The 19705-nt window shown below is 71.1% G+C and carries 13 protein-coding genes and 1 pseudogene; 9 read left to right on the top strand and 5 right to left on the bottom strand.

Annotated features, from left to right (window positions below):
• Nucleotides 1–198, top strand: a 198-nt coding sequence (locus AB0N16_RS02385) for a hypothetical protein (RefSeq protein ID WP_365792167.1), incomplete at its 5' end; no start/stop codon positions are given.
• A 17-nt stretch (nucleotides 199–215) separates the two neighbouring features.
• Here the strand turns inward: AB0N16_RS02385 and AB0N16_RS02380 are convergent.
• Nucleotides 216–587, bottom strand: a complete 372-nt coding sequence (locus AB0N16_RS02380; RefSeq protein ID WP_365792165.1) for an NTP pyrophosphohydrolase — start codon at nucleotides 585–587, stop codon at nucleotides 216–218.
• A 65-nt stretch (nucleotides 588–652) separates the two neighbouring features.
• Between AB0N16_RS02380 and AB0N16_RS02375 the strand changes: the two genes are divergently transcribed.
• A complete protein-coding gene (locus AB0N16_RS02375) occupies nucleotides 653–1669 on the top strand; it encodes a hypothetical protein (RefSeq protein WP_365792163.1) in 1017 nt (338 codons plus the stop codon).
• Between the two features lie 7 nt (nucleotides 1670–1676).
• Here AB0N16_RS02375 and AB0N16_RS02370 read toward each other — a convergent pair whose 3' ends face one another.
• Nucleotides 1677–2777: an LCP family protein gene (locus AB0N16_RS02370; RefSeq protein WP_365792161.1), complete on the bottom strand. Its 1101-nt coding sequence runs from the start codon at nucleotides 2775–2777 to the stop codon at nucleotides 1677–1679.
• Nucleotides 2778–2962: 185 nt separating this feature from the next.
• Here AB0N16_RS02370 and galE point away from each other — a divergent pair, with 185 nt between their 5' ends.
• From galE to AB0N16_RS02345, 5 genes are all read left to right on the top strand, one after another.
• A complete protein-coding gene (gene galE / locus AB0N16_RS02365; RefSeq protein WP_365792159.1) occupies nucleotides 2963–3949 on the top strand; it encodes a UDP-glucose 4-epimerase GalE in 987 nt (328 codons plus the stop codon).
• Nucleotides 3949–5049 (top strand): hypothetical protein, encoded by a 1101-nt coding sequence (locus tag AB0N16_RS02360; protein WP_365792157.1) that lies wholly within the window; start codon nucleotides 3949–3951, stop codon nucleotides 5047–5049. The genes galE and AB0N16_RS02360 overlap by 1 nt, the downstream gene beginning before the upstream one ends.
• 37 nt (nucleotides 5050–5086) lie before the next feature.
• A complete protein-coding gene (locus tag AB0N16_RS02355; protein WP_365792155.1) occupies nucleotides 5087–6652 on the top strand; it encodes a hypothetical protein in 1566 nt (521 codons plus the stop codon).
• A gap of 334 nt (nucleotides 6653–6986) precedes the next feature.
• A complete protein-coding gene (locus AB0N16_RS02350; protein ID WP_365792153.1) occupies nucleotides 6987–8198 on the top strand; it encodes a CDP-alcohol phosphatidyltransferase family protein in 1212 nt (403 codons plus the stop codon).
• Nucleotides 8195–12697 (top strand): glycosyltransferase, encoded by a 4503-nt coding sequence (locus AB0N16_RS02345; RefSeq protein ID WP_365792151.1) that lies wholly within the window; start codon nucleotides 8195–8197, stop codon nucleotides 12695–12697. Before AB0N16_RS02350 ends, AB0N16_RS02345 begins: the two co-directional genes overlap by 4 nt.
• A gap of 65 nt (nucleotides 12698–12762) precedes the next feature.
• Here AB0N16_RS02345 and AB0N16_RS02340 read toward each other — a convergent pair whose 3' ends face one another.
• Together AB0N16_RS02340 and AB0N16_RS02335 are read right to left on the bottom strand one after the other, a co-directional pair.
• On the bottom strand, nucleotides 12763–14892 hold the full coding sequence (locus tag AB0N16_RS02340; protein WP_365792149.1) for a 3-hydroxyacyl-CoA dehydrogenase NAD-binding domain-containing protein: 2130 nt from the start codon (nucleotides 14890–14892) through the stop codon (nucleotides 12763–12765).
• The gene (locus tag AB0N16_RS02335; protein WP_365792147.1) at nucleotides 14889–16106 is read right to left on the bottom strand and encodes an acetyl-CoA C-acyltransferase; all 1218 of its coding nucleotides are present in this window, start codon (nucleotides 16104–16106) and stop codon (nucleotides 14889–14891) included. The genes AB0N16_RS02340 and AB0N16_RS02335 overlap by 4 nt, the downstream gene beginning before the upstream one ends.
• A gap of 147 nt (nucleotides 16107–16253) precedes the next feature.
• Here AB0N16_RS02335 and AB0N16_RS02330 point away from each other — a divergent pair.
• Nucleotides 16254–16460, top strand: a pseudogene (locus AB0N16_RS02330) (carbohydrate ABC transporter permease); the annotation flags it as partial.
• A 231-nt stretch (nucleotides 16461–16691) separates the two neighbouring features.
• On the opposite strand, the gene AB0N16_RS02325 reads toward AB0N16_RS02330, so the two are convergent.
• Nucleotides 16692–17930, bottom strand: a complete 1239-nt coding sequence (locus AB0N16_RS02325) for a hypothetical protein (protein WP_365792145.1) — start codon at nucleotides 17928–17930, stop codon at nucleotides 16692–16694.
• A gap of 919 nt (nucleotides 17931–18849) precedes the next feature.
• Between AB0N16_RS02325 and AB0N16_RS02320 the strand changes: the two genes are divergently transcribed.
• Complete coding sequence (locus tag AB0N16_RS02320; protein WP_365792143.1) at nucleotides 18850–19647, top strand: TetR/AcrR family transcriptional regulator; 798 nt, start codon at nucleotides 18850–18852, stop codon at nucleotides 19645–19647.
• The last annotated feature ends 58 nt before the right edge of the window (nucleotides 19648–19705 follow it).

Here is a 19705-nt window from a genome sequence, read left to right as displayed (position 1 = left end):
CTCGGCTCGACGGAGTGGCGGGTGCGGTCAGGCCTGGTTCCGCGGTGCGGCGGGTGTGGCTGGGACCGGCTCGGCTCGACGGAGTGGCGGGTGCGGTCAGGCCTGGTTCCGCGGTGCGGCGGGTGTGGCTGGGACCGGCTCGGCTCGACGGAGTGGCGGGTGCGGGCGATCCTGGGTTCCGCGGTGCGGCGGGCGTAGTCGTGGCGAGGTGTCGGTCAGTGGAGCAGTGCGCTCGGGCCGATTACCTCGGCACCCAACTCCGTGACTCTGCACCGTAGTTCGCGGTCGGCGGTGACGACGAGGCGGGGGCGGCGGGGGGCGTCGGCGGTCAGTTCGACGATCCGGTCGTCGCCGCTGCCGGACGCCGGCTCCACCCGTACCCCGGGCACCGACTCCACCCCGCGGGCCGCGCCCTCGACGACGAGCACCAGTTCCACCGGGGTCGGGTGGCCGGGCAGGCCCCGCTCGGCCAGCCGGTCGCGCAGCCGCTCGGCGGCCCCCTTGCGGTCCCGCCACCAGCCGTCCGGCCGCGACCCGACGACGTTCGCGCCGTCGACGATCACCAGCAGGGGAGCTTCGTCATCCATGCCCCCAGCCTCGCACGCCCGGGGGCCGGGCCACTGCCCCGAACGGCCCCGCTTAGAGTGAAGCGGTGAACGGCGACTGGCTCCTCCGCGGCCGTGACGGCCGGCTCAGTGTCTATCTGCCGTCGGGTGATGCCGTGCTGTGCCGGGCGGAGCGCGGCCCCGGCGGTCCCTGGGGCACCCCCCGGAAGATGGGCGGCGACCAGCGGCTGCACCCCGGTTTCTCGGTGGGCCGGGGTACCAACGGATACGCCCACCTGGTCGCCTGGCGGCCCACGGTGAAGGGCGAGTCGGGGCTGGTCCACTCCACCCACTACCGTCCGCACCTGGCCGCCCTGGACTGGCAGCCGATCGGCCACCCCGGCAAGAAGGGCGAGGTCACCGGCGCCCCGGCCGTCGCGGTGGATGCGCGGGGCCGTGCCCATGTCTTCGTCCGCAACCGGGGACGCGGGGTAAGCATGGTCGCCCAGAAGGAGAAGGGCGGCTGGGAGCCCTGGCGCGATCTGAAGGGCCGGCTGGTCGAGGACGGGCTCGCGGCGGTGACCGGTGAGTCGGGGCGGGTGGAGGTGTACGCGGCCGTACCGGGCGGGATCGTGTACTGGCGGCAGGAGGAGGCGGGGAAGCCGCCCGTGCTGCTGGAGGCGCTGGAGACCCCGGTCCGTCCGGGCACCCTCACCGCACTCGCCACCTCCCCGGCGAGTACGACCCTCTACTACAGCGACGTAGCCGGTGACCTCTGCGCCTGGCGTCCCGGCGGCAAGCCGTACACCCTGCTGCCCTCCGCCGGGCCCGGCCCGGTCGCCGCGGTCCGCTGCGAACTCGACGGGTACGACTGCACCCTGCTCGCCCAGCGCTCGGCGAGCGGCCGGGTGGCCTTCGCCGCGTACCCCACGGAGGACGAGCGGGCCGGTGCCTGGTGGACCGAGTCGGGGTCCCAGCTCCCGGCCGACGCGACGGTCGCCCTGACTACGGACGAGGACGACCGGGTCACCGCGGCGGCCCTGTCCCCGTCCACCGGCCAGCTTCTGCTCACCCGCCGCAAGGACGAACCGGGGCTGGCGCTGGAGGCCTGGCGCCAGGCCTGATGTGACGTCAGCCGCCGGTGGCGGGGGACTTCTTGGCGGACTCGGGGACCGTGGCGTCGGCGCGGATCGCCTTCCACAGGGTCGAGGCGTGTGGCTCGGCGGCCACCACGCGGTTCGGGTCGACCTTGTCGTACGCCACCGGGAGCATGATCGTCTCCATGGTGGAAGGGTTGACGCCGTTGAGGCTCCGGCCGAACTCCGCGAGCTTGGTGAGCGAGGCGAGTTCGGAGTCGGTGGTGAGCGCCGCGGTCAGCTTGTCGGCGATCTTGTACGCCTTGACCGGGCTGCCCAGCAGGTCCTGCTTCTGGATCTCCGCGAGCAGGGCGATCATGAACTGCTGCTGGAGGCCGATCCGGCCGAGGTCGCTGCCGTCGCCGATGCCGTGCCGGGTGCGGACGAACTGCAGGGACTCGGCGCCGTTCAGCCGGTGGGTGCCCTTGGTGAGGTCGAGGCCGCTGGAGGTGTCGTGGATGTCCTGGTCGACGGTGACGGTCACCCCGCCTATCGCGTCCACCAGGTCCTTGAAGCCGGCGAAGTCGACCTCGACGTAGTGGTCCATGCGGACCCCGGACATCTGCTCCACGGTCTTGACGACGCAGGCGGGGCCGACCTGGGAGTAGATGGAGTTGAACATCACACGCTGTGCGGAGGCGATCGTAGAACCGTGCGGACTGGTGCACTTCGGGCGGGTCACCAGGGTGTCGCGGGGGATGCTGACCGCGACGGCCTGCTTGCGGCCCTCGGGTATGTGCATCACCAGCGCGGTGTCCGAACGGGCCCCGGAGACCTTGCCGGTGTTCAGCTTCGCGTTGGCGCCGGCCCGTGAGTCCGAGCCGAGAATCAGTATGTTCTGTCCCGAAGTGGGCAGTTTTTCCGGACGGTCGTCGCCGATCGCCTTGTCGATGTCGACGCCCTTGATGTTGCCGTCGATGCCGCTGTAGAGCCAGTAGGCGGTGCCTCCGCCGGCGGCGACCAGGACTGCCAGCGAGATCAGGATCCAGCGGCCCCTGCGGCGCCCGCCGGTGCGCTCGCGCTTGCGGCCTCGCCCGCCGCCGCGCCCGGGGGGCGCGTCGGCATCGCTGAGCTGGGGCGTCGAGACATGACTCATCCTGCTTCGAATCCTCAAAGATCGTGCCCCGGCGGGGCGGTGCTGTGGCGTGAGGACTCGGATGGGGGGAGGCCGGTCCCGGTGGTGCTGCCCGGTCGAAACCGCACAAGGGGCGGACGATCGCACGATCATGCCCAACCCGTGATGTATTTGTAAACACCAGCCAAAGAAATAGTATGCGCGCCATGACGTGGCTGATAACAGGCGGTGCCGGCTTCATCGGCGCCCATGTCGTCCGCGCGATGCTCACCGCCGGTGAGCGCGTCGCGGTGTACGACGACCTCTCGACGGGCGACCCCGCCCGCGTCCCCGACGGTGTGACCTTCGTCAAGGGCTCGGTGCTCGACGGCACCCTCCTGCGGCGCACCCTGTCCGACCTCGGGATCGACGGCGTGGTCCACCTGGCGGCCAAGAAGCAGGTCGGCGAGTCGGTGGAACGGCCGTTGCACTACTACCGCGAGAACGTGCACGGCCTGGAGACCCTGCTGGAGGCGGCCGCCGACACCGGCGTACGGCACTTCCTGTTCTCGTCCTCCGCCGCCGTGTACGGCATGCCCGACGTGGACCTGGTGACCGAAAACACCCCCTGCGCCCCGCTCAACCCGTACGGCGAGACCAAGCTGGCGGGGGAGTGGCTGGTGCGTGCCGCGGGCCGGGCGCACGGGATGACCACCGCCTGCCTGCGGTACTTCAACGTCGCCGGGGCGGCCGACGCGCGCCTCGCCGACACGGGCGTCTCCAACCTCGTCCCGATGGTCTTCGAGAAGCTCACCCAGGGCAGCGCCCCCGTGATCTTCGGCGACGACTACGACACCCCGGACGGCACCTGCGTACGGGACTTCATCCACGTCGAGGACATCGCCGCCGCTCATCTCGCCGCCGCCCGTGCGCTGCCCGGCCGGGAGCCCGGCAGCGACCTGACGGTCAACATCGGGCGCGGGGAGGGCGTTTCCGTACGCGAGATGATCACGCTGATCGGCGAGGTCACCGGCTACGGCCCGGCGGCCGACCCGGTCCACGCGCCGCGCCGCGCCGGAGACCCGGCACGGGTGGTCGCCTCCGCCGACCGCATCCGCGCCGAACTGGGCTGGACGGCCCGCCACGACGCCCGCACGATGGTCGCCTCGGCCTGGGCGGGCTGGTGCCGGCGCCATCCGGAGGCCCGGCGCTGATGGCCGCTCCCGTGCGCGACCGTGCCCCCGGGGTGCGGCCGGCCGGCGGAGCCCCGGCGGGCCGCACGGTGCGGTCCGGGCCCTGGCTCCTCACCGGGCACGACGGCCGGCTCATCGCCTACGCGCAGGTCGACGACGCCGTGCTGCGCTGGACGGAGACCCGCCCGGGCGGCCCCGACTGGACCGGCCCGGACGTGCTGCCGGTCAAGAACGTGACCGAACTCACCGTCGCCCAGGGCCACAACCGCTACGCCCACCTCGTCGGCCGCCGGGCCCGCTCCACCGGGGACGCGCCGCCGGCCGTGGACCTGGTCTACGCGATCCAGTACCAGGCGGGCCGCCCGCTGAGCGAGTGGCGGTCCGCCGGCAACCCGCACGCCAAGCGGGAACGCACCGCCCAGATGGGCACCCCCACCGCCGTCGTCGACGCGTCGGGCGCCCTGCACATCCTGGTGGCCACGGCGGAGGGGCGGCTGGCCCTGCGGCGCGAGGACGCCCGGGGCCGCTGGGAGCCCTGGCTGGACCTCAAGGTCGCGGCCGTCCTCGACACCCCGGCTGCCGTGGCCACCGCAACCGGCCAGCTGCACCTCCTCGCCCCCACCCGCACCGGCGCCCTGACCTGGTGTCAGGCCGGGCCGGGCGCGGTACCGGAGCGGGGCCCCGACCTCGCCGTCGTACCGCTGCCCGGGTCCGCCTGCGGTCTGGAGACCTCGCCGGGACGGATCACCTACTACCTCACCGACGCGGTGGGCGGCGGTGCCGTCGCCGTACGCCCCGGCTCCTGGCCGGTGCCGCTCGGCGGGAACCCGGGCGACGGACGGCACGCGGCGCTCGCCACCGCTCTCGACGGACACCCCTGCACGGTGCTGGCCCACCGCGACACCGAGGGCCGGATCGTGCTGGGCGCGTGCGGTGCCGAGGAGGAGCACCACGGCGTCTGGTGGACCGACACCGGCACCGTCTGCCAGGGCGATCCCGTACTGGCCCGCGACGGCCTCGGACGGGTCGTGCTGCTGGCGCTGACCGAGGACGGCGGGCTCGCGCTGGCCCGCCAGGACGATGGCCCGGGGCTGAGCCTGGGCGACTGGAGCCCGCTGTGAGCGCGCGAGGCGACGGACATGAGAAGGACGTGAAGGCATGACGCGCAGGTCCGGCCCGACCGGATCCGCGGGCCGTACACCGGACGGCCGCGGGCACCGGGTCGCCGTCGTCGTACCGGAACCCCGGGACGCGGTGGCCGTGGTCGAACGGGAGGCGCCCGGCCTCGAGATCGCCGTGGTCTGCCTGCGGCCCGGCGGCAAGGACGGCCGGGCGGCCCTCGACCGGGCGCTCGCCGCCGCCGAGAGCCGGGGCTGCCGGGTGCGCGGCGGCCCCCGGGTGCTGGACACCGACCCGCGGCAGGCACTGCCGGCCCTGCGGGAGGAACTGCGCGCACTCGATCCGGAACGGCTGCACACCCTCGACCCCGACCCCGTGCACACCGGCCTGGACGAGGCGAGCGGGATGCCCTCCTACGGGGTGCCGGACGCGCACGCCGAGACCGCGGCCGTGGCGCTCGCCGCGGCCCGGGCCCATCAGGCCGGGACGGGACGGCCGTTGTACGTCGACTGCCTGCGCGCCGAGCAGGGCCCGGGCGGCGACGGCACCCCGCGCCACCCGGCGCCGGTGAACTGGCTCTCGGCCGGCTTCGACGGCCGGCTCACCGCCTTCTGGCCGACGGCCGCAGGGGTGGTGCGCTGGTACGAGGAGCTGCCCGGCGGCCGGTGGCGCGGCCCGGAGCTGCTGGAGGGACCGGGCCTGTTGCCCGGTCTGCTCGTGGTCCGTGATCCGCACGGGCTGCCCCATCTGCTCGGGCTGCGCAGGACCGCGCGCGGTGACGGCGGGGTGGACGTCGAGGTGGTGCACGCCGCCCAGTACCGCACCGGGCGACTGCTCACCCCCTGGCACTCGCTCGGCGGCCCGAACGCCGCCGCCTGGCGCAAGGGACGCGAAGTGGGCTTCCCCGCGGCCGCTTTCGACGCCGCCGGGGATCTCGTGGTCTTCGTCCGCAACTTCGGGCACAGCGTCAGTCACCGCCGCCGGTCGGCCGACGGCACGTGGACGCCGTGGCGGCACCTGAGCGGGCTGCGGGTCGCCGACGACCTGGTCGCGGTGACCGCCGAGCACGGCGGGGTCGAGCTGTTCGCACGGGCCAGGGACACCTCGGCCGTGCTCCGCTGGTGCCCGGGACCGGACGGCACCTGGAGCGAGGACCGCACGCTGCCGTTCGCCGCCCGCCCGGGCAGCCTGGCCCCGGCGGCCGAGCCGGGCGCGGTCCTCTTCCGCGACGCCCGCACCGGCCGCACCTGCTTCTGGCGGCCGGGTGCCCCCGGCCCCTACCCGCTCGACGGCCCGGAGAGCGGCTCCGGCGCGCCGTCCGCGGCCGGGGGCGCCGAACTCGCGGGCTGGGGCTACTCGGTGCTGGTCGGCCGGGGCGCCGACGGGACCTGCTCGCTCGGCGCGCATCCCGCGGGCCGGCCGGACACGGGGGTGTGGTGGCAGGACGCCGGCGCGCCCTCGTACGGCGCTCCGGCCGCGGCCGTCAGCCGTGCCGGGCAGCTCGCCGTGGCGACCCGGATGCCCGGCGGGCGGCTGCTGGTGGCCCGCCGGGACGAGAGCCGGGACGGGCTGGTGCTGGCCGGCTGGCGCCCGGCGGGGGACTGAGCCCGGCCTGTCGAACTGCCAAGCGGATGGCTGGATTCCCATCCTGTCCGAGGGCAGGCGGATGGCTTGATTCCGGCCGGAAAACCCTTGCCGGGGCAGCGATCCCTCCCGTCCGTAAGGCCTGAGTCAAGCCTGCCCCAAGAGCGCCCCACGGTTCTCCGATGTGAAGATCGCAAATAGTTGTACGGGTTGCCTGTGATCAACGTCGCGGTCAATCCCAGGTCAATGCGCGTCGACACGTAAGTGAAGGATTGTTAAAGTTCGGGTCGCTTATGTGATTGGCCTGTGAAATCAACAGGCCGATGTGTCCTGTTTGAGGGGTGACTGGGGGGTTATGGCCAGGCTTTCGCTGCGGGCTGTCCAAAAACTGACCTGCAAGAAACGAGACGCCTGGTGGACGGTCTTCCTCGTCGACCCCGTCGCCACCCGACTGCTGCTCGTCGTCGCCCGCTTCCGGTTCATCACCCCGAACCGGGTCACCTGGGCGGCGCTGTTCATCGGCCTGGCCGCGGGCGGTTTCTTCCTGGAGGGCGACCGGAAGTCCCTGATCATCGGGGCGCTGCTCTACCACCTGAGCTTCATCCTCGACTGCATCGACGGCAAGCTGGCCCGCCTCAAGGGCAACGGCACCGTCTTCGGCGGCTGGCTCGACTACGTCTTCGACCGCATCCGGGTGCTGTTCTGCGCCCTCGCCCTGATGGGCGGCCAGTTCCTGCCGCACGACGACGAGCGCTACCTGGTGGCCGCCCTCGTCGTGGTCTTCCTCGACATGCTCCGCTACGTCGACGCGCTCCAGATCTACAAGATGCGCATGTCGATGCGGACCAGGATCGAGAAGGTCACCCGGACCCGCGCCGAGGCCGAGGCCGAGGCCGAGGCCACGGCTGTGCAGGAACGTTCCGTCAAGGGGCGGGAGACCGCCGACGGCGCGCCGGTCGTCTTCATGGAGGACCTGCTCCGCGACAACCCCCACACCCCCGCCGAGACCCTGCGCGCCGAGGCCGGCACCGGCAACGTCGTCGACCTGCACGAGCAGTTCCGCGGCCAGTTCCCCTGGTACACCCGGATCCGCCGGGCCATGCTGCGCACCCGGATCCGCCCGCACCTCATCAGCGGCATCGAGTTCCAGATGTTCGTCTTCATCGTCGGTCCGCTGATCGGCCGGATCCTGTGGACCACCGCTGTCTCGGCGGCCCTGCTGCTGCTCTTCGAACTCGTCATCATGTACAAGTTCTGGCTCTCCACCCGCGACTACACCAGGGTCATGGAGGAGCTCAGCCCCGCCTCCGGCACCACCGGCACCATCGCCCCGCAGCTGCACCGGGGCCGCCACCGCCGCGCCGCGGCCGACGCCCTGCTCGCCGACGAGCGTTACCAGGCCCCGGCGCCGGAGGACGACCCGTTCTTCCAGCCGTACCCGAAGCCCAACACCGTGCTCGAGGGGCTCTCGCACATCCCCGCACCGCACGGCGACACGATGCCCCTCACCCAGATCGCAGGGGGCGCGGCCCGCCGGATCCCGGCGGGCCGGGAGGACTACCGATGAGACCCGGAGCAGAGACCCCCCACGCCGAGTACGACGGCGGCAACTCCCGGGTCACCGTCGTCATCCCCGCCCACAACGCGGCCACCACGATCGGCAAGGCGCTCCAGTCGGCCCTGAACCAGACCTACGAACCGGTCGAGGTGATCGTCGTCGACGACGCCTCCACCGACGGCACCATCGAGGTCGTCGCCAGCTTCGCGGGCACCGACCCCCGGGTCCGGGTGCTGCGCCGCAAGGAGAACAGCGGCGGGGTCGGCGCCCCGCGCAACTGGGGCATCGCCCAGGCCGAGGGCCGCTGGGTGACGTTCCTCGACGCGGACGACGAACTCCCGCCGCGCGCCTGCGAACGGCTGGTCGCCAGCGCCCTGGAGTCCGGCAGCGACATCACCGCCGGCCAGGCCGTCCGGGTCAACCGGGCCACCGGCGACACCGAGCCCTGGGCACCCGAGGTCTACGCGATGGGCCGTACCGTCTCCGGCCTGGAGGAGTTCCCGCTCCTGCTCTCCGACCCGATCGCCGCCGCCAAGCTCTACAGCGTGGAGTTCCTGCGCTCGTACGGCGTCTGGTTCCCCGAGGGGGTGTTCTACGAGGACACCTACTTCTCCACCGTCGCCGGCTGCCTCGCCCGGGGCATCACGGTGATCACCGAGCCCGTCTACCGCTGGATGTGGGAGCCGGACGGCGCCTCCATCACCGGCCGCACCGGCGAACTGCGCAGCATCACCGACCGGATCGCGGTGCACCGGGCCACCGACCGGTTCCTGCTGGAGCGCGGGCTGTGGCAGTTGAAGGTGCGCAAGGACGCCAAGTTCCTCACCCACGACCTCAGGCTGTACATGCGCGCCCTCGCCGAGGGCGACGCCGGGTTCCAGCAGCGGTTCGCCGACATCGTCAGCTCCTACCTGTTCTCGCTGAGCGAGGAGGCCTTCGGGCTGTGCGGGCCGGTCGACCGGGTGCGCGCGTACTTCCTGATGTACGAGGAGATCGAGGCCGCCCTCACCACGCTGGACTACACCCAGCGCAAGAGCGTCTTCTCCTCCCACCTCGTCGAGGAGGACGGCCGGGTCTACTGGTCCGCCGACCATCTGCACCTGCCCGACGCCCGCCGCATGCTCGACGTCACCGAACTGGGCCTGGCCGCCGCCCCGGTCACCCAGCTCCCGCTGTTCGCCCAGCTCACCGACTGGCGGGTGACGCGCACCGAACTGTCGTACGCCGGGGAACTGGTCAACCGCTTCGGGCGGATCGCCCCCGGCGACCCGGTCTCCCTCTCCCTGGCGGTCCGCAACCGGCACACCAAGAAGGACGTGGTAGTCCCGGTCCGCGAGGTCTCCGTCGGCGAACGCCTGCTGACCTTCGAGGGCAGCGCCGACCTGGTGAAGCTGCTCGGCGACGACCTCGCCGACAGCACGGTGTGGAACGTCTCGGTGATCGTGGAGTGGAAGCGCAGCCGCTCCCGCTCCGCGCTCAACGTCCGCGACCTCACACTGGAGGGCCTCACCTTCGACCGGGACGGCGAGGAGTACGAGGGCTACCGCACCGTCAGCGGCAACCTCGCCCTGCGCTCCGCCACCGCGGGCCGGCGCACCTTCGAGACCGAGCAGAACGACCCCGACGCCCCCTGGATGTGGTGGCGCGACCGCGTCCACCCGCCGATCCGGCAGCTCACCGGCCCCTTCCAGCTCGCCGTCGTCGTCCCCTGCTACAACGTGGCCAAGTACCTCGACGACTGCCTCGGCTCCCTGGCCGCCCAGCGCGGCTTCGCCGAGACCCAGGTGATCCTGGTCGACGACGGCGCCACCGACGAGACGCCCCGGATGCTGGAACGGTTCGCCGCCCACTACGCCAACGTCACCGTCGTCCACCAGCGCAACGGCGGCCTCGGCAACGCCCGCAACACCGGCCTGGACCGGGTCGTCGCGCCGTACGTCACCTTCCTCGACTCCGACGACATCCTCGGCGAGGACGCCCTCGCCGCGATGCTCGAAGCCGCCCACCGCGACGGCTCCGAGGTCGTCATGGGCGACCTCGTCAACTTCCCCGACCGGCCCTACGGCCCCTGGAAGGACTACTTCGGGCAGGGCGACCGGCTGGTCACCGACTTCGCCGAGATCCCCGACATGATCTTCAGCGGCTCGGCCTGCAACAAGCTCTTCGGCACGGCCCTGCTGCGCCGGCTCGGCCTGCGCTTCGGCGAGGGCGTGCACTTCGAGGACGCCTGGCTGACCCTGCCCGCCATGCTCCGCGCCGGCTCGCTGAGTATCGTGGACCGGCCCGTCTACTGGTACCGGGGCCGCCCCGACGGCTCGTCCATCATGGACTCGCTGTGGAGCAAGCCCGTCAACTACCGCGACCACCTGCGGCTCAACCACTTCCTGCTGCACTACAGCGCCGAGGAACGCCCGGAGATCCGCCGGATGTTCCAGCGCTACGCCACCCGCACCTACAAAGGTTTCCTGTGCAACGCCCGCAACGTGATGGGCCGTTCACAGCTCGCCGAGATGTTCCCGGACATCCACCGGCACTACGCGCAGATCCCCGACGACGTCATCACCGAGTTCGTCACCAGCCCCGCCCAGCAGCTCGACCACTACGCGGCCCGCACCGGGAACTTCCCGCTGTTCGCCGACCCGGAACCGGCGCTCGCCGCCGCCCCGCCGGTCGTGGAGATCGACGACGACGGCTTCTACCGCACCTTCCCCGGCGGCCGGCAGCACAGCGCCGCGGCCCGGGTCAAGGACCCCAACGTGGTGGTGGAGAGCGTCCGCACCCGGGACGACGTGCTGGTCCTGGAGGGCTGCATGGCCTTCCCCGGCCTGGACCTCGACGGCCCGATGGGCAACCGCCTCGAACTCGTCCACCAGGTCCGCGACACCAAGGTCACCGTCCCGCTGACCCAGGTTTACCGCCGCGACCTGAGCAACGCGCGAGGCGGCCGGGACCTGTACGCCGGCTGGTACGCGGAGATCCCCGCCGCCCGGCTCGCCGAGACCGGCTTCGGGGTCGGCGACTTCCGGCTGCGGGTGCACCGCCCGGACGGCACCCGGCACCGCAACGTCGTCATGAAGGCCCGCCTCGCCCTGCACCGCCTCAAGGGCCCGGGCAAGGTCGGCCGGTACCCCTACATGCTGACCATCGGTGCCCAGGACGCCCTGCATCTGCGCCTGGTCGCCCCCGGCCGCACCGCCCGCCTCAAGCACGCGATGTGGCGGGCCGGCCGCGAACTGCGCATCCTGCGCACCCGCAACCCCGGCTGGCGGATGCGCCTCGCCTACTGGCTGACCTATCCCTTCCTCAACGGCAAGGAGATCTGGCTGGTCGGCGAGCGCTCCGACACCGCGCAGGACAACTCGTACCACTTCTTCAAGTGGGCCCGGACCCACCGCAAGCGCCGCAACGTGTACTACGTCATCGACGCGGCCTCGGCCGACCACGCCAAGGTCGCCCCGTACGGGAACGTCCTGAAACTGGGCTCCTTCAAGCACCGCCTGTACCTGCTCCACGCGACCAAGCTCATCGGCTCCTACGACTCCGAGTCCTACCTGGTCCCCGAGGGCTACAAGAAGGCGCTCTTCCTGCACCGCTTCGGCGAACTGGTCAAGTACCAGCGGGTGTTCCTCCAGCACGGCGTCACCTACAACGACGTGACCTCCGGCGCCGACCAGCGCATCGCCAGCTACGACCTGCTGGTCACCGCCGGCCGCCAGGAGCGCGACTTCATGGCCCAGGAGGCCGGCTACGGCGACCGCGCCCAACCGGTCGGCTTCCCGCGCTTCGACGCCCTCCAGCGCGAGCGCCGCGACAAGCCGCGCATCCTGCTGATGCCCACCTGGCGGCAGTGGATCGTCACCGCGTCGTACAAGAAGTCCGCCGGACCGGCGCGGACCAGCTTCACCCAGTCCGAGTACTACCGCTTCTACAAGACGCTGCTCTCCGACTCCCGTCTCGGCCGCGCCCTGGACCACTTCGGCGTGGACCTCGAATTCTTCCCGCACTACGAGATCCGCCCCTACCTGCACACCTTCCAGTTCTCCTCGCCGTCCATCCACGTCGCCGACCCGCACACCCGCAACGTGCAGCAGGCGATGAAGGAGTGTTCGCTGATGGTCACCGACTACTCGTCGGTGTTCTTCGACGTGGCCTACATGGGCATCCCGCTGGTCTACGTCCCCTTCGACGAGGAGGACTTCTACGGCCGGCACTACAAGCGCGGCTACTTCAACCTCGCCGAGCACGGCTTCGGCCCGGTCTGCCGTACCGTCGACCAGGCCGTCGACGAGATCATCGCCGCCATCGCCCGCGACTTCACCGTCCAGCCCGAACACCGGGCCCGGGTCGAGGAGTTCTTCGTGCACCGCGGCGGCGGCAACTGCGAGCGCGTCTTCGACGCCATCGACGCCCTGGGCACCGCCTCCGCGGCCGCACTGGCCCCCGGACACCCGATCGGCGCCCTCCCGGCCCCGCTGCCCACCCTCACCGAGTGGATCGACGCGGCCTGACCCCTTCCCCGGCATGCGAAAGGGGGCCTCCGCGGATCGCGGAGGCCCCCTTCTGCTGCCGGCCGTTACGCCGGGACCGACGCCACGCCCGGCGCCAGGAACTTCTTGCCGTTCACGCGCTCGGAGACACCCTCGCGGTCCAGGTACGGCGTGATGCCGCCCAGGTGGAAGGGCCAGCCGGCGCCCGTGATCAGGCAGAGGTCGATGTCCTGCGCCTCGGCGACGACACCCTCGTCGAGCATCAGCCCGATCTCCTGGGCGACGGCGTCCAGGACGCGGTCGCGGACCTGCTCCTCGGTGAGGACCACATCGCCCTGCTTGAGCAGCGCGGCGACCTCGGGGTCCAGCTCCGGCTTCCCGCTGTCGTACACGTAGAAGCCGCGCTTGCCCGCCTTGACGACGGCCGCGAGGTTCGGGGAGACCGTGAAGCGGTCCGGGAAGGCCCGGTTGAGGGTCTCCGAGACGTGCAGGCCGATCGCCGGACCGACCAGCTCCAGGAGCACCAGCGGGGACATCGGCAGGCCCAGCGGCTCGACCGCCTTCTCCGCGACCTCGACCGGGGTGCCCTCGTCGATGACGTTCTGGATCTCGCCCATGAAGCGGGTGAGGATGCGGTTGACGACGAACGCCGGGGCGTCCTTCACCAGCACCGCGGTCTTCTTCAGCTTCTTGGCGACGGCGAAGGCCGTGGCCAGCGACGCGTCGTCGGTCTGCTCGCCGCGCACGATCTCCAGGAGCGGGAGGATGGCGACCGGGTTGAAGAAGTGGAAGCCCACGACCCGCTCGGGGTTCTTGAGCTTCGACGCCATCTCCGTCACCGACAGCGAGGAGGTGTTGGTGGCGAGGATCGCGTGCGCCGGGGCGACCGCCTCGACCTCCGCGAACACCTGCTGCTTGACGCCGATCTCCTCGAACACCGCCTCGATGATGAAGTCGGCGTCCGCGAAGCCCTCGGCCTTGTCCAGCACACCGGTGACCAGGGCCTTGAGGCGGTTGGCCTTGTCCTGGTTGATCCTGCCCTTGCCGAGCAGCTTCTCGATCTCGGCGTGGACATAGCCCACACCCTTGTCGACGCGCTCCTGGTCGATGTCGGTCAGCACGACCGGCACCTCCAGACGGCGCAGGAAGAGCAGGGCGAGCTGGGAGGCCATCAGACCGGCGCCGACGACACCGACCTTGGTGACCGGGCGCGCCAGGTTCTTGTCCGGGGCGCCGGCGGGCCGCTTGCCGCGCTTCTGCACCAGGTTGAACGCGTAGATGCCGGCGCGCAGTTCGCCGCCCATGATCAGGTCGGCGAGGGCCTGGTCCTCGGCGTCGTAGCCCTGCTGGAGGTCGCCGTTCTTGGCGGCGGCGATGATGTCCAGGGCGCGGTAGGCGGCCGGGGCCGCGCCGTGCACCTTGGAGTCCGCGATGAAGCGGCCCTTGGCGACGGCCTGGTCCCAGGCCTCGCCGCGGTCGATCACCGGACGCTCTACCTCGATGTCGCCCTTCAGCACCTGGGCGGTCCAGATCAGCGACTGCTCCAGGAAGTCGGCGCCCTCGAAGATCGCGTCGGCGATGCCGAGGTCGAAGACCTGCTGGCCCCCCAGCTGCTTGTTCTGGTTGAGGCTGTTCTCGATGATCACCGAGACGGCCTTGTCGGCGCCGATCAGGTTCGGCAGCAGCGCGCAGCCGCCCCAGCCCGGGACCAGGCCGAGGAACACCTCGGGCAGCGAGAACGCCGGGATGGCCTTCGACACCGTGCGGTAGGTGCAGTGCAGACCGACCTCCACGCCACCGCCCATGGCGGCACCGTTGTAGTAGGTGAAGGTCGGCACGGCCAGACCCGCGAGGCGCTTGAAGACCTCGTGGCCGCCCTTGCCGATGGCGAGCGCGTGCTCGTGCTCCTTGAGGAGCTCGACACCCTTCAGGTCCGCGCCGACCGCGAAGATGAACGGCTTGCCGGTGATGCCGACGCCGACGATCGTGCCCTCGGCCGCCTCCTTCTCCACCTGGTCGATGGCGGTGTTGAGGTTCGCCAGCGAGGCCGGGCCGAAGGTGGTCGGCTTGGTGTGGTCCAGGCCGTTGTCCAGGGTGATCAGCGCGAAGCGGCCGGCCCCGGACGGCAGGTCGAAGTGGCGCACGTGCGCCGACGTCACGACCTCGTCGGGGAACAGGTCCGAGGCCTGCTTCAGAAGCTCGGCGGTGGTGCTCACTTGTCCCCCTCGAAGTGCGGGTTCTCCCAGATGACCGTCGCGCCCATGCCGAAGCCGACGCACATGGTGGTCAGGCCGTAGCGGACGTTCGGCTGCTCCTCGAACTGGCGGGCCAGCTGCGTCATCAGACGCACACCCGAGGAGGCGAGCGGGTGACCGAAGGCGATCGCGCCGCCGTACTGGTTGACGCGCTCGTCGTCGTCCGCGATGCCGTAGTGGTCGAGGAAGGCCAGCACCTGCACGGCGAAGGCCTCGTTGATCTCGAACAGACCGATGTCGGAGATGCTCAGCCCGGCCTGGGCGAGCGCCTTCTCGGTGGCCGGGATCGGGCCGTAGCCCATGACCTCGGGCTCGACACCGGCGAAGGAGTACGACACGAGCCGCATCTTGACCGGCAGGTTGTTCTCGCGGGCGAAGTCCTCGCTGGCGATCAGCGAGGCGGTGGCGCCGTCGTTCAGACCGGCCGCGTTACCGGCGGTGACCCGGCCGTGCACCCGGAACGGCGTCTTCAGACCCGACAGGTTCTCCAGGGTGGTCCCCGGCCGCATCGGCTCGTCGGCGGTGACCAGACCCCAGCCGGTCTCGCCGCCCTCGGGGCTGGTCCGGCGCACCGAGATCGGCACCAGGTCGGCCTGGATCTTGCCGTTGGCGTACGCCTTGGCGGCCTTCTCCTGCGACCGCACCGCGTACTCGTCCGTGCGGAGCTTGGTGATCCCCGGGTAGCGGTCGTGCAGGTTCTCGGCGGTCATGCCCATGAACAGCGCGGACTCGTCGACCAGCTTCTCGCTGACGAACCGCGGGTTCGGGTCGACGCCCTCGCCCATCGGGTGGCGGCCCATGTGCTCGACACCGCCTGCGATGGCGATGTCGTACGCACCGAAGGCCACGGAACCGGCGACCGTGGTGACGGCGGTCAGCGCGCCGGCGCACATGCGGTCGATGGAGTAGCCGGGCACGGAGGTCGGCAGGCCCGCGAGAATGCCCGCGGTACGGCCGATGGTCAGGCCCTGGTCACCGATCTGGGTGGTCGCGGCGATGGCGACCTCGTCGATCTTCTTGGTGTCCAGCCCGGGGTTGCGACGCAGCAGCTCCCGGATCGCCTTCACGACGAGGTCGTCGGCACGGGTCTCGTGGTAGATGCCCTTCGGGCCCGCCTTGCCGAACGGGGTACGGACGCCGTCGACGAAGACGACATCCCTGACGGTACGAGGCACGATTGGCTCTCCTCCAGGGTGCGGGATGGCACTGCTGCATGCGCTGAGCGCGCGCTCAGGCCCATGCTACTTATGAGTAACGTGACTGCACACCCCTGACGGTCGGAGCGGCGAAGGTCACATGTGCCGCAGCGCCCCTTCAGGGGCGACGACTTCCACATCCCCTTCCTCTACATGCCGTCCCGGAACCTTGGCGTGATCTCGACGTCCCTGTTCCGCTTCCGCGGCCCCTACGGGGCGCACTGGTAGGTCATCTCGGCGGGAGCGATCCTGGTGATCCTGCCGACGCTGGTCGTCTTCCTGTGCCTGCAACGCTTCATCTACAACGGCTTCATGCGGGGATCGACGCGGTGAGCGCCCCTCAGCGCCGGGGCCGGGGTCGGGGCCGACCCGGTCGTAGTGCGCGAAGCAACTGCCGTGCGCCCAGCTCCAGGATGCGAGCGTTCCGCGTCATCAGGTGGGGGCCGGGTGGGCCTGATCCGCGGCTGGGGCAGCCGGACCGGAGTGGTGTGAGCACGAGGGCTCCTCTCGGGGGGAGGTGTGCGCAAGAGAGCGGCCGTGGGATCACGGGCGGCCCGGAGAGGGTCATCCGTGGTGCTCCAGCGCACGGATGACCCTGTAGTCGCGTTCGATGGCCCGCGGCTCGCTGCTGCTGAGCACGGCCTCGGCGGACACGGGGGCACCGGGCGTGCGGATCTCGCTCGCCGCGACCACGGTGGGCAGCGAGCGCAGGGCGGCTCCCAGCCACGGGGCGATCCCGGCGGCCGGACGCAGGTGCACCCGCACGATGTGCTGTCCGCTCGGAGCAGGCGTGACCCGGGGGGTGACGGCCGGTGGTATCCAGGTGCCCAGCGCGTCGGCGGCGCGGTTGCGGCCGGTGGCCGTCCGCAGCGCTTCGTCGGCCGGCGTCACGACGGGCGCCGCCAGCGCGCACACCACCAGCAGTTCGTCATCGGCGCGGTACGCGAGCCGGGTGGTGACCGGTCCGCACACCACCCCGAGGGCGTCGAGCGCCCGGGTGGTGCGAAACGCGAGGATCTGTGCCAGCGGGCCGCCCGGAGGGAGCAGATCGGTACGGTCCAACCGGCCGTCACCGGTATGGACGTCCGTCCACAGGTCGGTGACGACGTGCTCGGGGCGGCCGTCCGGGCCCGGCCGAGTGGCGGTGTTGACCGTGTACTGGAGCCGGGAGGGCCGCTCGCTCAGCACCAGGTGCGCGCTGCCGGAGTGCTGCACGGCCGCGTGCCGCACAGCCGGCCAGGCGGTGTTGATCTGGCGTTCGTCCCCGCACTCCACCGGGTCGACCGGGGTTCCGGTGGCCGCCGGGGCGAGCAGGTAGCCGGGGCCGGGGTGGTTCCGCGCCCAGGCCACTGCGGCGGCCGGACTCGTCGTGCGGATGCCCCGCAGAGCGGGGATCCCGACGCGTGCCAGGCGGTCTGCCTGCGCCCCGCGGTCGTACCTCAGCGGTGAGCACGCCGGATCGGCACCGGGAAGACCGAGCTGCCAGGCGATTCGCTCGGCCAGCTCGATGCCCCCGGTGCTGCCCGCGACCACGGCCGACACCCCCAGCACCCGCAGCGCCTTGACCGTCTGCCGGACCCCGCGGTGCACGACCGTGCCGCTGTATCCGGCGGGCACCGGCGAGCTCTGGTACGCCGGTGGCCGCAGGCGGCGCTCCGGGACGACGGCCACCGTCCGCCAGCCGTGCCGGGCGAACGCCCGCGGATACGGGACCCCGCCGTCGTACGGGGCGATCACCGCCGCGGTGGGAGCGGCGGGGTCGGTCCGTACGACGGGCGCGGCGGGGGCGGCGGGGATCGTCATCTGTGCGGGCTCCCAAGCAGACGGGTGTGAGGCCGAAGCGGATCAGCGGGTACGGGCGGACATCCCGCCGCCCGGGGTACTCACGCGCACGTGATGAACGAGGTAATCGCGTCGGGCATCCGCGTATTCACCCCACGGATGCCGGGCGCAGGGGCCGGAACCGAATGCGCATCGCGTCTTGGGTAAAGCCGGCCGTACCCCGACACCGACACCGACGGCTCGGCGGACCGCGCCCGAACGCGATCGGAATACATGTGACCCCCCCGTGCGGATCGGCGTGATGCGACGGCGTGTCCGATGGACCGCCCGACCCGTCATACGACGCCACCCGGTCTTGTTGGGACCAATCGGTCTCTTTCCACTGTGACCGTCTCCATCCGCAGGGGCACAGCTCGCCCGCGTCCTCGGAGGGCGGGACGGCTGCGTTGTGGGGATGTGGTCGGCGGCAGAAGGGACTGATCGGTCTGTTCTGTCGGCGCCAAGTCTGGAACGCGGGTGCTGTGACGTCAAGCAACCACAGGTCGCCGTGCCGTCAGGGCTTCGGCTGTGGCGCGACCGAGGGGTGGATCCCCCTGCGCCCGGGCCGTGGGAGCGCTGGGCAAGGCGTCGGTCGCGGGGCGGGAGCCCATGGTCCGCTTAACGAGGCAGGTCACGGTCGAACAGGAGGTGGAGTCCTTACCTTTCGGCGCCACGCATCCGCCCTGACCGACCGGGGTAGTATCGGGAGGCTGATCAACGCATACGCGGTATTTTCCGACTTAGTGCGAAGCCCTGGAATTCCCTGGCCTGAGAATGTGGTGCGGCTTTTCGGGGCTTCGAGAACACTCGCGGGGGCGGGGGTTCTGGAATGCGTGTGCAGTTGTCCTGGACAAGGTCCGTGCAGTCTCAACCGGCGAATGGGACTCGAAGGCGAGATCGAATGAGCAACCTGCGTAGGCCGCGACGGCGGCAGCAACGCGCCATTGACACGAGGCAGCGCATCCTCGACACCGCCGGCGCACTCTTCGTGGCGGACAGTTACGAAGGGACTTCGGTAAGCGACCTGATTACCGCCGCACGGACCAGCAAGGGCGCCTTCTACCGGCATTTCCCCGGCGGAAAGCTCGAAGTGGCGTCGGCCATCATGGAAGACACCCTGAGCATGGACGGGCTGCAGAAGCAGCGAATCATGCTCCAGGAAATGGTCGACATCGGCATGATCCTGGCCCATCGAATCTCCAACGAGAGCGCTCTTCAGGCCGCTTTGATGCTGTCCTTCCAGGGCAATGCGCCGGAAACCTACGGAACGCCCTGGCCGGACTGGATCGTGTACAACACAGAGCAGTTGACCGAAGCCCGGCGGCGCGGAGAGCTGAAACCCTTCGTCGATCTGGAGGAACAGGCATACCAGGTCGCGGGGGACTGGGCCGGAGTGGTGCTGATCTCGAACACCCTCGATCGGCATCTGAGGAACGTCGAAGCGCGGGTCTCACGCATGTACCGCAATCTGGTGACCGCGATCGCGGTTCCGGATCTCCTGCCGGAGATCGACTTCTCGGTGGACCGAGGCAAGAACCTGTACACCGCGTTCCTCGAAGGCGCAGCCGACCCGGACCTGCCGCCGGGCGGAACGGCGGAGGAACTCCCGGATCAGGGCGCGGTACTCGAAAGACTCGAAGAGCTCCCGGAGCACGCCGAAAAAGCGGCCCCGGAGCACGCCGACGGACTCCTGCTCTAGGTCCTGTCGTCACATTCCCGTCGTCGCCCGGAGGGCGGCTCCGCGGCGTCAGGTGCGT

The organism is Streptomyces sp. NPDC051105, from assembly GCF_040682795.1.
GTDB lineage: Bacteria > Actinomycetota > Actinomycetes > Streptomycetales > Streptomycetaceae > Streptomyces.
Note: the sequence above shows the minus strand (reverse complement) of the source record. Positions and strands in the feature narration are given on the sequence as shown.

What these genes read in the sequence shown, in the direction of transcription:
- AB0N16_RS02345 (WP_365792151.1), top strand. Translation starts at nt 8,195, where the DNA reads ATGAGACCCGGAGCAGAGACCCCCCACGCCGAGTACGACGGCGGCAAC.
- galE (WP_365792159.1), top strand. Translation starts at nt 2,963, where the DNA reads ATGACGTGGCTGATAACAGGCGGTGCCGGCTTCATCGGCGCCCATGTC.
- AB0N16_RS02325 (WP_365792145.1), bottom strand. Translation starts at nt 17,930, where the DNA reads ATGACGATCCCCGCCGCCCCCGCCGCGCCCGTCGTACGGACCGACCCC.
- AB0N16_RS02380 (WP_365792165.1), bottom strand. Translation starts at nt 587, where the DNA reads ATGGATGACGAAGCTCCCCTGCTGGTGATCGTCGACGGCGCGAACGTC.
- AB0N16_RS02355 (WP_365792155.1), top strand. Translation starts at nt 5,087, where the DNA reads ATGACGCGCAGGTCCGGCCCGACCGGATCCGCGGGCCGTACACCGGAC.
- AB0N16_RS02320 (WP_365792143.1), top strand. Translation starts at nt 18,850, where the DNA reads ATGAGCAACCTGCGTAGGCCGCGACGGCGGCAGCAACGCGCCATTGAC.
- AB0N16_RS02350 (WP_365792153.1), top strand. Translation starts at nt 6,987, where the DNA reads ATGGCCAGGCTTTCGCTGCGGGCTGTCCAAAAACTGACCTGCAAGAAA.
- AB0N16_RS02370 (WP_365792161.1), bottom strand. Translation starts at nt 2,777, where the DNA reads ATGAGTCATGTCTCGACGCCCCAGCTCAGCGATGCCGACGCGCCCCCC.
- AB0N16_RS02360 (WP_365792157.1), top strand. Translation starts at nt 3,949, where the DNA reads ATGGCCGCTCCCGTGCGCGACCGTGCCCCCGGGGTGCGGCCGGCCGGC.